Origin of the sequence: Rathayibacter sp. SD072, from assembly GCF_017355185.1 — a bacterium.
Taxonomy (GTDB): domain Bacteria; phylum Actinomycetota; class Actinomycetes; order Actinomycetales; family Microbacteriaceae; genus Rathayibacter.
The window spans coordinates 1-13,384 of record NZ_JADILJ010000068.1; the positions used below are offsets into that span (position 1 = coordinate 1).

Below are 13,384 nucleotides of genomic sequence, written 5' to 3' on the forward strand. Positions count from 1 at the left end.
GAGCTTCGACCTGGGCGGACTGACCCGCTACGGAGCGCTCCAGCTCGAGCCGGTCGGGCCCCTCCGCTTCGGATCGAGCGATCTGGCCGCCGAGGGCTACCAGCACGTCGACGGTGCGATCCGCGTCGGGCGCCGCCTGGCGCAGGAGATCCTGGACGAGCACGCCGTCACCGCCGCCCCCCACCGCGAAGGAGCACTCCCCGCATGAGCACCCACTACGCCGTCATCGACCCGGCCTCCGGGACGACCCTGAGCGAGTACCCGTCGATCACCGACGCCGAGCTGATCGAGGCGATCGGAGCCGCGCACGACGCGTACTCCACGTGGTCGCGCACCGTGCCGGTCGCGACCCGCGCCGCCCTGATCGCCCGGGTGGCCGACCTGCACGTCGAGCGCGCCGACGCGCTGGCCGAGATCATCGTGCGCGAGATGGGCAAGCCGCTCGACCAGGCGCAGGGCGAGGTCGGCTTCGCGGCCGACATCTACCGCTACTACGCCGACAACGGCGAGGCGTTCCTCGCGGACGAGCCCATCGAGCTCTCCGACGGCACCGGCTCGGCCTTCGTCCGCCGCGCGGGCCTGGGCGTGCTGCTGGGCATCATGCCGTGGAACTTCCCCTACTACCAGGTCGCCCGTTTCGCCGGCCCGAACATCGTCGCGGGCAACACGATCCTGCTCAAGCACGCGCCGCAGTGCCCGGAGTCGGCCGCCGCCATCGCGGACATCTTCGCGACCGCCGCGCGGGAGCTCGGAGCGCCCGCCGGCGTCTACGTGAACCTGTACGCGAGCAACGACCAGGCCGCCGACGTCATCGCCGACCCGCGGGTGCAGGGCGTGTCGGTCACGGGCTCCGAGCGCGCGGGAGCCGCCGTCGCCGAGATCGCGGGCCGCAACCTCAAGAAGGTCGTGCTCGAGCTGGGCGGCTCCGACCCGTTCGTGCTGCTGTCGACCGACGACCTCGACAAGGCGGTCGAGGACGCGGTCGCCGCCCGCCTGGACAACAACGGGCAGTCCTGCAACGCCGCCAAGCGCTTCATCGTGATCGACGACCTCTACGAGGAGTTCGCCGCGAAGTTCACCGAGGCCTTCACCAGGGCGCAGCCCGCCGATCCGTTCGCCGAGGGGACCCTGCTCGGCCCGCTCTCCTCCTCCGCCGCGACCGAGCGCCTCGAGCAGCAGCTCGCGACGGCCCGCGAGCAGGGCGCGACCGTGCGCGCGAGCGGCGAGGTGACCGGCAACTTCTTCCCGCCCGCGGTCCTCGAGGACGTCACTCCCGAGATGAACGCCTACCGAGAGGAGTTCTTCGGCCCGGTCGCCGCGCTCTACCGCGTCCACGACGAGGACGAGGCGATCGCGCTGGCGAACGACACCCCGTACGGCCTCGGCTCCTACCTCTACACGACCGATCAGGAGCAGGCCCTGCGTCTCGCCGACCGGATCGACGCCGGCATGGTCTGGATCAACCTGGTCCTCGGCGACGCCGCCGAGCTGCCCTTCGGCGGAGTGAAGCGCTCGGGCACCGGCCGCGAGATGGGCCGCAGCGCCCTCGAGGAGTTCGTCAACAAGAAGCTCATCCGCATCGCGTAGCTCCCCTTCGCTGATCGAGCAGCCCGCGTAGCGGCCGTCTCGAGATCCGCCACCGTCGGTGGTGCGTCCGCCGTCCCGGTGTCGTGGTCATCGGGTCTCGAGACGCCCCTGCGGGGCTGCTCGACCAGCGGGGTCTCGCGGGCGTCCCGGCATCCCCGGACACCTTCGGCCACCGGGCAACCGCGAGCGGGCGCCCGGCGCGCTCACTAGGGTCGAGGGGTGGCGTCCGCCGCCGCCCACCCGGAAGGTCCGTCAGTCATGCGCGTGTTCGGCTGCCCCCACTGCGAGGCCCGCGTCGAGTTCGAGGACGCCGAGTGCCTGCGCTGCGGCACCGCGCTCGCCTATGCGCTCGAGACCGACGAGCTCGTCGAGGCCTCGGACCGCCTGCTCTGCCGCTACCGCGGCACGATCGGCTGCACCTGGCTCCAGGAGGAGCGGACGGGCGGCGCCTGCGCCTCCTGCGCTCTGACCGGCGAGCGCCCGGTCGTCTACGACGCCGCCGTGCTGAGCCAGCTGACAGTCGCCGAGTTCGCGAAGCGGCGCCTGGTCCGCCAGCTCCGCCACCTCGACCTGCCCGTGCGCCGCCGCGAGAACGGCTCGGGGCTCTCCTTCTGGCTGCTGTCCTCGGCGCAGCTGGGCTCGGTCACGACCGGGCACGCCGACGGAGTCGTCACCGTCGACCTGTCGGAGGGGAACGACGCGCACCGCGAGGCGCTCAAGGCCCGCCTGGGCGAGCCGTACCGGACGGTGCTCGGGCACTTCCGCCACGAGATCGGGCACTACTACTGGCAGGAGCTGGTCGAGGGCACCGAGCTGCTCCCGGCGTTCCGAGCGCTGTTCGGCGACGAGCGCACCGATTACGGCGCCGCCCTCGATGCGCACTACGGCGGGGCGACCGGAGCGGACTGGGCCCGCGATCACATCTCGCAGTACGCGACCACGCACCCGTGGGAGGACTTCGCCGAGACCTTCGCCCACTACCTGCACATCGCCGACGCCCTCGAGACCACCGCGGCGGTCGGCCTGGCCGTCGAAGGCCCGCGCGGACGTGTGCCGGAGTCGCTCGCGGGCACGGTGAGCGCGACCGGGGCCGAGCGGGTCGCCGGTCTCGAGATGCCCGAGATCCTGCGCCGCTGGCACGGGCTCTCCCTCGCCCTCAACAGCGTCAACCGCTCGATGGGCAAGGACGATCTGTACCCGTTCGTCATCACTCCGGTGATCGCCGAGAAGCTCGCGTGGGTGCACGAGCTCGTCCGCCGGGGCGGCTGACACCCGAACGGGAGGGACGCGCACGATCCGGAGTCGGGCAAGCGCTCTCACGGTCCGGATTAGCGTGGAACGGTGCCCCGTCGCCTCCCTCTCCTCGCCGCTGCCGCCGCCGTCGCCCTCCTGGCGGGCTGCTCCAGCGCCTCCGAGGCGGCGGCCGCCTGCGTCGTCCGGTCCGCCGCGTCGATCGTGCCCGAGCAGGGCGCCCTCCTCGGCGTGAATCTCGACTGGGACGCCCGCACCCTCAGCGACTACAGCACGGCGCTCGGCCGCCCGCCCGCGGTCGCGGTCGCCTTCGCCGACGTGCCCTTCGCCGGCGACGACCGCGCGGAGGTGCGCGAGGCGGCCGAGCAGCTGCGCGCCCTCGGCGGCACGCTCCTGCTCACCCTCGAGCCGGCGGAGGGACTGGCCGCGGTGACCGAGGAGGTCGCCGACGACGTCGCCGTGCTCCTCGCCGATCTCAACGACGCGGGCGTGCCCGTCGTGCTCCGCTTCGCGCACGAGATGAACGGCTCCTGGTACGCGTGGGGCCAGCAGCCCGCGGAGTACGTCGCGACGTTCCGCAGGGTGGCCGCCGCGGTGCACGCCCAGGCGCCCGGCTCCTCCCTGATGTGGGCGCCCAACAGTGCCGAGGGCTATCCGTTCGAGGGCGGGGCGTCGGCCGCGCAGCCGGGGACGAGCGGCTTCGCGCTGCTCGACACGACGGCCGACGGCGTCCTGACCCCCGAGGACGACCCCTACGCCCCGTACTACCCGGGCGACGACGCGGTCGACTGGGTCGGCATGTCGCTCTACCACTGGGGCTCGGCGTACCCGTGGGGCGAGAACGAGCTGCCGGAGGAGGGCAAGTTCGCCGCCCAGCTCACCGGCACCTACGACGGGGCCGCGGGCGACGAGACCGCGGCGCCCGACTTCTACACGACCTACGGGGTCGAGCACGGCAAGCCGGTGGCGATCCCCGAGACGGCCGCGCTCGTCGTCCCGCGCGGCGACGCCGCCGGAGAGCTCGCGATCAAGCAGGCGTGGTGGCGCCAGGTGCTCTCGGCCGAGACGGCCGAGCGGTTCCCGCAGCTCAGGATGGTCAACTGGTTCGAGTGGGACAAGTTCGAGCCCGAGGTGCAGGACACCGTCGACTGGACCGCCGTCAACGACCCGGCCACGCGGGAGGCGTTCCGCGGCGACCTGCCGGAGTGGCTCGTCGCAGCCGACCTCGACGACCGGTGCACGGCGCGCACGGTGACGGGCTGAGGCGCCGGACCCGGCGCCTCGCCCGTCACTTCTTCGTCAGCGACGACTCCTTGTGCGCGGCCTTCGCGTCGGTCTTGTCGCTCTGCACGATCCAGTAGGGCTCGTCGTCCGAGGCGTTGAACTTCTGGCCCTCGAAGTGGAACTCCTTCGTCTTCTTCTCCACCAGCTCGCCGTGGGTCTCGCCCTGCGAGGTGTTCCAGCTGATCTTGTCGCCCTTCTTCACGAGGCACTTCCTTCTCGGTCGTCGCGCGCGAGCGCGGGTGCTCCACCGCGCGGCAGCGCGATGGTGGTGGTGACGTCGACGATCGCCGGAGCGGCGGGCGCCGACGAGAAGCCGAAGCGGACGGGCGGCGAGAGCGGCCGCAGAGCCCCCAGGTCGACTCCGTCGAGGGACGCGGCGACCCCGAGCACGCTCCGGATGGTGCGGACGCCGTAGTACTCGCGCCGCCCGCCGCCCGCGCTGCCGGCGGTGCTGACGCCGCGCACGAGCAGGGAGGCGACGGGGGAGACCGCGGTCAGCCACACGGGGCTCTCGGCGATCGGCCGCGGCACGATCCGCAGCAGCCGGCCCAGCGGAGTGACCCCGCCCAGTCGCAGCGCCACGTCGAGGCCGCCGGCGGTCACCGTCAGACCACCGGAGATGCGCCGCGTCGCGACCGGCGCGACGACGACCTCGTCGAACTCGTACGTCGAGGCGATGAAGTCCGCGACCTCGCGGGTCGGAGCGAGGAGCATCCGGTGCCCGTCGGCCCGCTCGATCATCGCGTCCGAGAACGCGCCGAACGGCGTGCGCTCCCAGAGGCCCAGCACGAGCCGGGTGCCCGAGGCCGTGCCGAGCCCCGCGATGCGCCCGCCGAAGCGGAGGCGTCGCGAGGCCCGGCCGGCGCTGCTCATCAGGCCGAGCGCAGCAGGGTGAACGAGGCGTCGCGGACGATCAGCGTCGTGACCTCTCCGGACACGACCTGGTCGGGGTCGCTCGAGCAGGCGAGCTCCCACTCGCCTCCCGGCGCCTTCGGCACCGTGAACTCCACACCGTTCTCGGCCGCGTTCAGCAGCAGGGCGAACGACGCGCTGCCCTCGTGCTCGAACACGAACGTGATCGATCGGGCGTCCGGGTTGTCCCAGTCCTCGTCGGCGAATCCCTGCGCGTCCGAGCGGAGGATGTCGACGGTATCGGTGCCGCCGTCGCCCGGAGCGCGGCGGAACCACTTGGGCTTGAGCGCCGGCTCGGCCGCGCGCAGCGCGATGAGCTCGCGGGTGAAGGCGAGCAGCTCGCGGTCGGCGCCCTCCCAGTCGAACCACGAGATCTCGTCGTCCTGGCAGTACGCGTTGTTGTTGCCGCCCTGGGTGCGGGCGATCTCGTCGCCGCCCAGGATCATCGGCACGCCGGCCGAGAGCAGCAGGGTCGCCAGGAAGTTGCGGCGCATGCGGTCGCGGCGCTCGTTGACCGCCTCGTTCTCGGTCGGGCCCTCCGCGCCGTTGTTGGAGGAGCGGTTGTCGCTCTCTCCGTCGTTGTTGTCCTCGCCGTTGGCCGCGTTGTGCTTGCGCGAGTAGGCGGTGAGGTCGGCGAGGGTGAAGCCGTCGTGCGCGGTGACGAAGTTCACGCTCGAGAGCGGCGAGCGCTTGTCCGCCTCGTACACGTCCGGCGAGCCGAGGATGCGCTGCGCGGTAGTGCCGAGGACCGAGTCGGCGCCGTGCCAGAAGTCGCGCACGTCGTCGCGGAACTTCCCGTTCCACTCGGACCAGTCGGCGGGGAAGCCGCCCACCTGGTAGCCCGCGGTGTCCCAGGGCTCGGCGATCATCTTGACGGGGGCGAGCACCGGGTCCTGCGCGATCAGGTCGAGGAACGCGCTGTGCACCTCGGCCTCGCCCGTCTGACGGGTCAGCGTGGTCGCGAGGTCGAAGCGGAAGCCGTCGATGTGCATCTCGGTCACCCAGTACCGCAGCGAGTCCATGATGAGCCCGAGCGCGGCGGGGTGGCTGACGTTGAGGCTGTTGCCGGTGCCCGTGGTGTCGAAGTAGTTGGCGCGGTCCTCCTCCACCAGGCGGTAGTAGGACCCGTTGTCGATGCCCTTGAACGACAGCGTCGGGCCCTTGTCGTTGCCCTCGGCGGTGTGGTTGTAGACCACGTCGAGGATCACCTCGAGGCCGGCCTCGTGGAACGCCTTGACCATGGCCTTGAACTCGTCGACCTGAGCGCCGTCGTCGCCCGCGTGCGAGTACTCGTTGTGCGGCGCGAAGAAGCCGAGGGAGTTGTAGCCCCAGTAGTTGCGCAGGCCCTTCTCCTCGAGGTGCGAGTCCTGCACGAACTGGTGCACGGGCAGCAGCTCGACCGAGGTGACGCCCAGGTCGGTGAAGTGCTTGATCGACGCCGGGTGCGCGAGGCCGCGGTAGGTGCCGCGGATGTCCTCCGGCACGTCCGGGTGCAGCTTCGTGAAGCCCTTCACGTGGACCTCGTACACGACGGTGTCCTCGAGCGGGATGCGGGGGGCCTCGTCGGTGCCCCAGTCGAAGGAGGCCGGGTCGGTGACGACGCAGCGCGGCACGGAGGGGGCGGAGTCGGAGTCGTTGCGGCGCTCGGCGTCCTCGTAGTACTGGCCGAAGACGTCCTCGCTCCAGCGGTAGGAGCCCTCGATGGCGGTGGCGTGCGGGTCGAGCAGGAGCTTGTTCACGTTGTGGCGCAGACCGTTCGCGGGGTCCCAGGGGCCGTCGACGCGGAAGCCGTAGCGCGTGCCGACGCGCATTCCCGGGACGATGCCGTGGAAGACGTGGCCGGTGCGGTCGGTCAGGGTGACACGGGTCTCGGTGCCCGTCTCGTCGAACAGGCAGACCTCGACGCTGTCCGCGGTCTCGGAGTAGAGGGCGACGTTCGCGCCGTCGTCGCCGCGGAGGGAGACGCCGAGCGGATACGGGAAGGAACGGGAGGATGCGGGCATGCGACCATCCTGACGGGGCCCGCCCGCGAGCTCGGGGTGCTTGTCGGACGGCCCGAGTCCCGGTACTGTTCCGGGCTCGTTCCGCACCCCGGCGTGCAGGAGCCGGTCAGTCCAGCGGAGCCGCGTCGCCGGCGGTGAAGACGATCTTGCCGATCGTGCGATCGGTTCCGGCGGAGCGCCCGGACAGCACGTCGACGATCTCCTCGAGCGGATGGACGGCGCCGGGATCGGCGTCCAGGTCGCCGGAGGCGGCGAGCGCGATGGCGCGCCCGATGCGCTCGGCCGTGGCCACCACGATCAGGTTCCGCACCGGCGGGCGGTCGCGCCGCAACACTGCGACCGCCTGGGCGCCGAGGGCCGGGCCGCTGGGCACGAGGGTGACGAAGCGCCCGCCCTCCGCGAGCAGGATCGCGGCGTCGTCGACCGGGAGGTGCCCGGAGACGTCGAGCACCGCGTCGAAGCGGCCCGCGAGCACGCCGAGATCGAGCGCGCGGTAGTCGTGCGGCTCGGCGCCGAGGCTCCGCAGCACCTCCGCCGAGGCGGCGGACCCGGTCGCGGCGACCTCGCAGCCCGCACGGACCAGGAGCTGCACGGTCAGCTGCCCGATGGCACCGGAGCCGCCGCCCACCAGGACCTTCTCGCCCGCGCGCACGCGCAGAGCGTCGACGACGCCGACGGCCGTCCCTCCGGACATCGCGAGAGTGACGCCCTGCACGAAGTCGAGGGAGTCGGGCAGGGGCACGAGCGCGCGGCTGCGCACCAGGCACGCGTCGGCGAACGCGTCGCCGTCGCGGGTCATGCCGACCACGCGGTCGCCGACCGCGACGGTCCGCACTCCCGGCCCGACGGCCTCGACCGAGCCCGCGACGTCGAGCCCGAAGCCGAGCGGCCTGGATCGGCCGACGGCCATGACGCGGGCCGCGCCCGACAGGATCTTCTCGTCGGTGGCGTTGATGCTCGCCGCGCGGGTGCGCACGAGCACCTCGCCCCGACCCGGCATCGGCACGGGTGCGTCCCGCCACGAGAGCACGTCCGGTCCGCCGAACCGTTCGTATCCCAGTCGTCGCATCGTGCTCCCGTCGTCCGCGGCCGGCGCCGCACTGCGTCGAGCCTAGGCGCTGATCCCCCGGTCGAACCGTCGCTCAGCAAGGGCTCGGACGCCCGCAGCCCCGGTGCTACCGTGGCGCGCATGAGCGCAGACACGAGCCCCGAGTTCTCCGGCTGGACCGGCGAGGGCCAGAGCGGTGCCGACCCGTCGGGTCCCGTCACCGACGCCGATCGCCCCGACGACGTCCGACCCGCCGACGCCGAGGTCGAGGAGAGCACGACTCCCGACGAGAGCCGCGACCCCGACCACCCCTACGACTCGATGGGCGAGAGCGGCACCGAGAACGCTCCCGAGGACGAGGTGTCCGACTCCGAGGACGAGGAGGGCCTGCTGCCCCCGGGCAGCACCGCCGAGGGGAGCGGCACCTCGCTGGGATCCGTCCCGGCCGAGGCCTCCCGCGAGGCCGAGCCGCTCGGCACCCACGAGGGCGAGGGGACTCCGGGCCAGCTGGCGGACGAGCGCTGGCGCACCAACGGCGTGAATCCGCTCGGCTGATCCGCGACCGGGGTCGCCTCGGGGCCCGCAGGAGGGTTGACCTCTCACCCTCGAGCACTTCCACGTCCAGGTTCTCCCCCGGTGGCTCGGAGGTGACCCCCCGGCTGGCGCCGTAGCGTGCCGGGAGCGCGGGGACCTCCCGCGCGGACGGGGAGTCCCATGTCGTTGTTCCAGAACCGCACCCGCGAGATCCGGTGGACCCCGGACGAGCGGCGGGCGCTCGCGGAGGCGGTCGCCGAGGACCGCGCCGACGTCTGGCGCAGCATCGGCGAGCTCGACCGCACGGTCGTCGTCTCGACGGAGGATCCGGGCACGCGCGGCGGAGCCCGCTGGCCGACCGACCACCGCGCCTTCCTGCGCGTCGAGCGCGGCGACTCGATCGTGCTGGCCACCGACGGTCTGAGCGACCCCTTCGACCGCCTCAGCCGACCCGGCACGGGGCTGGGCCTGGAGCTGTGCCTCGAGAGCTCCGCCCTGCTCGGCGTCCCCGCCGCGGAGCTCTGGAACCACTGGCAGTTCCGCCTGCTCTACGAGGCTGCTCGCCGCGCCGCCCTGCAGGGCGTGTGCTGCCGCACCGGCGTCGACGTCGCGCGCCTGGCCCACGCCTCGGCCCCGCCGGCCTGGGTCGGCGAGGACGGCGCGGTCGGCGTGCTGCTCGGGCTCCGGAGCCCGCGGCTCCCCGAGCGCATGGAGCTCGCGACGGGCGATGTCGAGCTCGTCACCCTCACGCCGCTGTGGCCGGAGGAGTACGAGTCGGCCGCCGTCGACGACGCCGCGTGCGCCGAGGTCGCGGCACGGCTGGTCGGCCTGCCGCACGACGAGCTGGTGCACACCGCTCGACCGCGCGTGGTCTGAGACGACCCGGGCGGCGGGTCAGCCGTCCTGCGGCTCCGGTACCACCAGCATCTCGCCGGTGTTGTTCGCGCTCGAGACGAACTGCTCGATCCACGCGCGGTTCAGCGCAGGGCGCTTGCTGCCGAAGAAGCGGAAGTGCAGCGCCGTGGTGGGGTGGATCCAGATCGAGCTGCGGCCGTAGCCGCTGGACTCGGGCTCGGCCCACGACAGGCTGAAGGACTCGTTGCGGCGCATCTTGGTGAACATCGCCACCTTGAGGTGCGCGAGCATCCGGTCCTCGAAGTCGATCTCGAGCGATTGCGGTCCGTAGATCAGTCGTCCCATGGTCTCCACCCTGCGTCGTGCCGGCGCCCGGAGGATGCACGGGGCCGCGGGCTCCGACGAGCACGGGAGCCACTCCCTCGAGCCTACCCAGGGCGCGACGCGCCGCAGGACAGGCTGGTGTCCCTCGATCGAGGGGGTCGCTGAGGGATTCCGGCTGAGGGATTCCGGCCCCGGGGAACGACGAACGCCCCGCCGACCGGATCCGGGGATCACGGCCGACGGGGCGCTGCGAGTTCGTGACGAACCCGAGGAGTCGGGAATTACTCGCCGACGCCGCGGATGTTCGCGGCCTGCGGGCCCTTGCGGCCCTGCTCGACGTCGTACTCGACGTGCTGGTTCTCGACGAGCTCGCGGTAGCCCTGCTTCGCGATGGCGGAGAAGTGCGCGAACACGTCGGCGCCTCCGTCGTCGGGAGCGATGAAGCCGAAGCCCTTTTCGGAGTTGAACCACTTAACGGTGCCAGTAGGCATTTCTTTTCCTTATGTGTTAATGACGCCTGCCGGAGCGGACGTCGTCAGATCCCGCACGAGTGTGCGGTACCCGCTCGACTCCTCCTCCGCGCGGATGAAACACGCGTCGGCCGGGAGTCGGTCGGGTCGTCTTGGGGGCGGAGGGGACCTCCGCGGGGGAGAACGTCCCGCGTTCCGACGGAGTCGGGGGTGCGGGGGTCGAACGAGGAACGGCGCGGCTTCCGCGGCGTCCTGTGAAGGGCGGTACCCGCCGGCGAGGCGGGCGTTCGAACCGCTGGATCGAGGTCGATGCCGTCGATCCGTGCTGCCGGTGAGAGCAGTGCGGTCTCTATCAGGGGCTGAGTCTCTTCGTCGTCTCCAGCGAGTGCGTGCTGGTGGTGGCGACTTCTCAGCCGTGGAATTCGGGCGATCGCCCAGGAGATGTCTCCAGCCTACGGGATCGGACGCCCCGAGCGCGACAGCGGCGCGGGAAACGCTGCGCGATCCGTCGCTCGGCGGCCGAGCGGACGTCGGGGCCGACCCGCCGTGTGGCACCATTCAGGTCATCGGCGCCGCCTCCTCGGCGCCGCGCCCCATCCGCCCCTCCCGTTCTCGCGCCCCTTCGAGGCCGGGGGCCCGCCCGCGCGAGGCCCGACCGAGCGGCGGCGTCCCGGGCGGACTCGGGATCGGCACGACGATCCTCCTGCTGGCGCTCGTGCCGACCGCGTTCTGCGCGGTCATCCTCGCGACGGTCGACGAGCACGTGCACCGCCGGCTCGACCGCACGATCTCCGACAGCACGATCGACGGGCCGGGCACGGGGCCGGGCAGCCTCGCGGCGTCCGAGCTCTCGCGGATCGACGCCCGGATCGAGGAGCTGCTCGAGCGGATCGCGCGCAGCGCCGCCGCGCCGCTGGACGCGGAGACGGGGGAGAGGGGCCGGGCGCTCGGAGACGAGCTGCGCAGCGCGCTCGCCCGCAGCCACGACCGCACCTGGCTCCGCATCGCCGTCGACGAATCGGCCCACCTGTCGGGAGCGGTGGTCCTGACCGATCCCGACGGACTCGCCGCGCACCTGCTGCCGCCCGACCGCGCGCGGCTGCTCTCGGCGCTGTGGCTGCTCGCCGCACCAGGATCCGCCGCCCGCCCGGGTGTCGAGGCGGCCCTCACCGCCGCTCCGACGGGCCGCGGATCGATCGCGATCTCCCTCGAGGTCGCGGGCAGGCGCTCCCGCGATCTCGATCCGGCCGTCTGGGGCATCGCGGGCGAGCTGGGGGCTCCGCGCGTGCAGAGCAGTGGAGCGGGCACCCGCGTGCTGATCGAGCACGTCCCCGAGAGCGCTCCCGGATCGAGGAGGACCCCGTGAGCACTCCCAGCGGCCGATCGCCGGCGACCGAGGGGCGGACGATCTCGCTCGCCATCCTCGACGACCACCCGATCCTCCTGCGCGCCCTCGCGGAGTGGATCGGCTGCTCGGGTGCGCCCATCCGCGTGGTCGCGACGGCGTCGAGCTGGGTCGGCCTGCTCGCCGATCCTGCGTTCCCGAGCGACGTGGTGCTCCTGGACATCGACCTCGGCGACGACCTCGACCTGGCAATGAAGATCCGGACGCTCACCGCCGCGGGCTCGGCCGTGGTCATCATCAGCACCCACGCGCAGGCGGCGACGATCGAGCGGGCGCTCGAGGCCGGAGCGCGCGGCTACCTCGTCAAGAGCGAGCCGACCGAGGTCATCATCGAGGCGATCCGCACCGTCGCGAGCGGCGCCGTGTTCCTCACCGAGCCCACGCGCGGCCTCCTCGGGGGGTCGGCCGTCGACGCGCTGACCGCTCGGGAGCGACTCGTCGTCGGCCTCTTCGCCGAGGGCCTGCCGCTGAAGCAGCTGGCGGCGGAGCTGCGCATCACGCAGGACGCCGCGCGCAGCTGCCTGCGCAGCGCCCGCGCGAAGTACCGCGACGCCGGAGTCGAAGTGGGCGGCAGGATCGCCCTGCGGCGCCAGGCGCTGCGCGACGGCATCATCGTCCGCCGCTGAGCGGTGGGGGCTCCGGCTGTACGGAGCCCCCGCCGCACCTAGACCGTCTCGGGCCGCTTCTGCCGCGCGGGCTCCGCGGGACGGTCCGGACCGTTCCACACCGTGATCACTCCCCAGACCACCGCCGCGATCGGCACGGCCAGCACGGCGCCGACGATGCCCGCGAGGACGGTGCCGACGGTCAGGGCGACGAGCACGATCAGCGGGTGCAGCTTCAGCGAGCGGGCCATCAGCACCGGCTGGAGGAAGTTGCCCTCGAGCTGGTTGACGGCGATGACGACCAGGATCACGATCAGCGCGGGGATCGGCCCGTTGGCGACGAGGGCGACGAGAGCCGCGAGGATGCCGGCGGCGGTCGCTCCCACGATCGGGATGAAGGCGGTGAGGAACACGATCACCGCGAGCGGGATCGCCAGGGGGACTCCGATGATCGCGAGGGCGACGCCGATGCCGATCGCATCGACGGCCGCGACGGTCGCGGTGCCGCGCACGTAGTCGCCGAGCACGTCGACCGCCTTCGTGCCGACGCGCTTGGCGCGGTCGTAGCTCTCGCCGACGAAGGGGCGCAGGAGGAACTCCCAGATCTTCGGGCCGTCCTTCATGAAGAAGAAGAGCACGACGATCATCAGCACGAGGCCGGTGACGAAGTTGGCGGCGGCAGCGGCCCCCGCGAGCGCGCCGGAGCCGAAGCTGCTCGACGTGAGGAAGTCGACGACCGTCGCCCGGGCGTCCTCGATCTGCTGCTCGTCGATCTGGAACGGCAGGTGCTGCACGTAGTCCTGCAGCGAGGAGATGCCCTCGGACGCACTGCTCACCAGCTCGTCCCACTGATTGCGGACCGCGACGGTGATGAGCCAGCCCACGGCGCCCAGGACCGCCAGCAGGCCCAGGAGGGACAGCCACGTCGCGAGGATCGAGGGCACGCCCTTCTTCCGCAGCCACGACAGCAGCGGGTGGATCGCCGAGGCCAGGATGATCGCGATCATCACCGGGATCAGCACCAGGGTGAGCTGCGTCATGGCGAAGACCAGGACCGACGCGAGAGCGAGGATCACGATCACCTGGAGGCAGCGCAGCGCGAAGCG

At 72.4% G+C, this 13,384-nt stretch carries 14 protein-coding genes and 1 pseudogene; 8 read left to right on the forward strand and 7 right to left on the reverse strand.

The window, feature by feature from the left end; all coding sequences use genetic code 11:
* From IOC53_RS17480 to IOC53_RS17495, 4 genes and pseudogenes are all read left to right on the forward strand, one after another.
* Positions 1 to 208 (forward strand): annotated as a pseudogene (locus IOC53_RS17480) (putrescine oxidase); the annotation flags it as partial.
* Positions 205 to 1,587: an NAD-dependent succinate-semialdehyde dehydrogenase gene (locus IOC53_RS17485; RefSeq protein WP_207407741.1), complete on the forward strand. Its 1,383-nt coding sequence runs from the start codon at positions 205 to 207 to the stop codon at positions 1,585 to 1,587. The pseudogene IOC53_RS17480 and the gene IOC53_RS17485, both read left to right, overlap by 4 nt.
* A gap of 219 nt (positions 1,588 to 1,806) precedes the next feature.
* Positions 1,807 to 2,856, forward strand: coding sequence for a putative zinc-binding metallopeptidase (locus tag IOC53_RS17490; protein ID WP_307786245.1), 1,050 nt, complete (start codon positions 1,807 to 1,809; stop codon positions 2,854 to 2,856).
* A gap of 72 nt (positions 2,857 to 2,928) precedes the next feature.
* Positions 2,929 to 4,101: a glycosyl hydrolase gene (locus IOC53_RS17495; protein ID WP_307786246.1), complete on the forward strand. Its 1,173-nt coding sequence runs from the start codon at positions 2,929 to 2,931 to the stop codon at positions 4,099 to 4,101.
* A gap of 25 nt (positions 4,102 to 4,126) precedes the next feature.
* Here the strand turns inward: IOC53_RS17495 and IOC53_RS17500 are convergent, their stop codons facing one another.
* From IOC53_RS17500 to IOC53_RS17515, 4 genes are all read right to left on the reverse strand, one after another.
* Positions 4,127 to 4,324: a DUF2945 domain-containing protein gene (locus tag IOC53_RS17500; RefSeq protein ID WP_055786225.1), complete on the reverse strand. Its 198-nt coding sequence runs from the start codon at positions 4,322 to 4,324 to the stop codon at positions 4,127 to 4,129.
* A complete protein-coding gene (locus tag IOC53_RS17505) occupies positions 4,321 to 4,995 on the reverse strand; it encodes a hypothetical protein (RefSeq protein WP_207407742.1) in 675 nt (224 codons plus the stop codon). Before IOC53_RS17505 ends, IOC53_RS17500 begins: the two co-directional genes overlap by 4 nt.
* Positions 4,995 to 7,037 (reverse strand): glycogen debranching protein GlgX, encoded by a 2,043-nt coding sequence (gene glgX, locus IOC53_RS17510; protein WP_207407743.1) that lies wholly within the window; start codon positions 7,035 to 7,037, stop codon positions 4,995 to 4,997. Before glgX ends, IOC53_RS17505 begins: the two co-directional genes overlap by 1 nt.
* A 106-nt stretch (positions 7,038 to 7,143) precedes the next feature.
* On the reverse strand, positions 7,144 to 8,106 hold the full coding sequence (locus IOC53_RS17515) for an NADP-dependent oxidoreductase (protein ID WP_207407744.1): 963 nt from the start codon (positions 8,104 to 8,106) through the stop codon (positions 7,144 to 7,146).
* Between the two features lie 120 nt (positions 8,107 to 8,226).
* Here IOC53_RS17515 and IOC53_RS17520 point away from each other — a divergent pair, with 120 nt between their 5' ends.
* Positions 8,227 to 8,640, forward strand: coding sequence for a hypothetical protein (locus tag IOC53_RS17520; RefSeq protein ID WP_207407746.1), 414 nt, complete (start codon positions 8,227 to 8,229; stop codon positions 8,638 to 8,640).
* Positions 8,641 to 8,799: 159 nt separating this feature from the next.
* Positions 8,800 to 9,495, forward strand: coding sequence for a hypothetical protein (locus IOC53_RS17525; RefSeq protein ID WP_207407748.1), 696 nt, complete (start codon positions 8,800 to 8,802; stop codon positions 9,493 to 9,495).
* Positions 9,496 to 9,513: 18 nt separating this feature from the next.
* On the opposite strand, the gene IOC53_RS17530 is transcribed toward IOC53_RS17525, so the two are convergent.
* Both IOC53_RS17530 and IOC53_RS17535 read right to left on the reverse strand, forming a co-directional pair.
* Positions 9,514 to 9,819, reverse strand: coding sequence for a hypothetical protein (locus IOC53_RS17530; protein WP_207407750.1), 306 nt, complete (start codon positions 9,817 to 9,819; stop codon positions 9,514 to 9,516).
* A 260-nt stretch (positions 9,820 to 10,079) separates the two neighbouring features.
* Positions 10,080 to 10,289, reverse strand: coding sequence for a cold-shock protein (locus IOC53_RS17535; protein ID WP_055786246.1), 210 nt, complete (start codon positions 10,287 to 10,289; stop codon positions 10,080 to 10,082).
* A gap of 694 nt (positions 10,290 to 10,983) precedes the next feature.
* On the opposite strand from IOC53_RS17535, the gene IOC53_RS19580 reads away from it, so the two are divergent.
* Both IOC53_RS19580 and IOC53_RS19585 read left to right on the forward strand, forming a co-directional pair.
* Positions 10,984 to 11,634 carry a hypothetical protein gene (locus tag IOC53_RS19580; protein WP_207407752.1) on the forward strand — a complete coding sequence of 217 codons (651 nt, stop codon included), beginning with the start codon at positions 10,984 to 10,986 and terminating at the stop codon, positions 11,632 to 11,634.
* Complete coding sequence (locus IOC53_RS19585; protein WP_207407754.1) at positions 11,631 to 12,299, forward strand: response regulator; 669 nt, start codon at positions 11,631 to 11,633, stop codon at positions 12,297 to 12,299. The genes IOC53_RS19580 and IOC53_RS19585 overlap by 4 nt, the downstream gene beginning before the upstream one ends.
* Before the next feature lie 38 nt (positions 12,300 to 12,337).
* Here IOC53_RS19585 and IOC53_RS17550 read toward each other — a convergent pair.
* On the reverse strand, positions 12,338 to 13,384 hold a 1,047-nt coding region (locus IOC53_RS17550), incomplete at its 5' end, for an AI-2E family transporter (protein WP_207407756.1).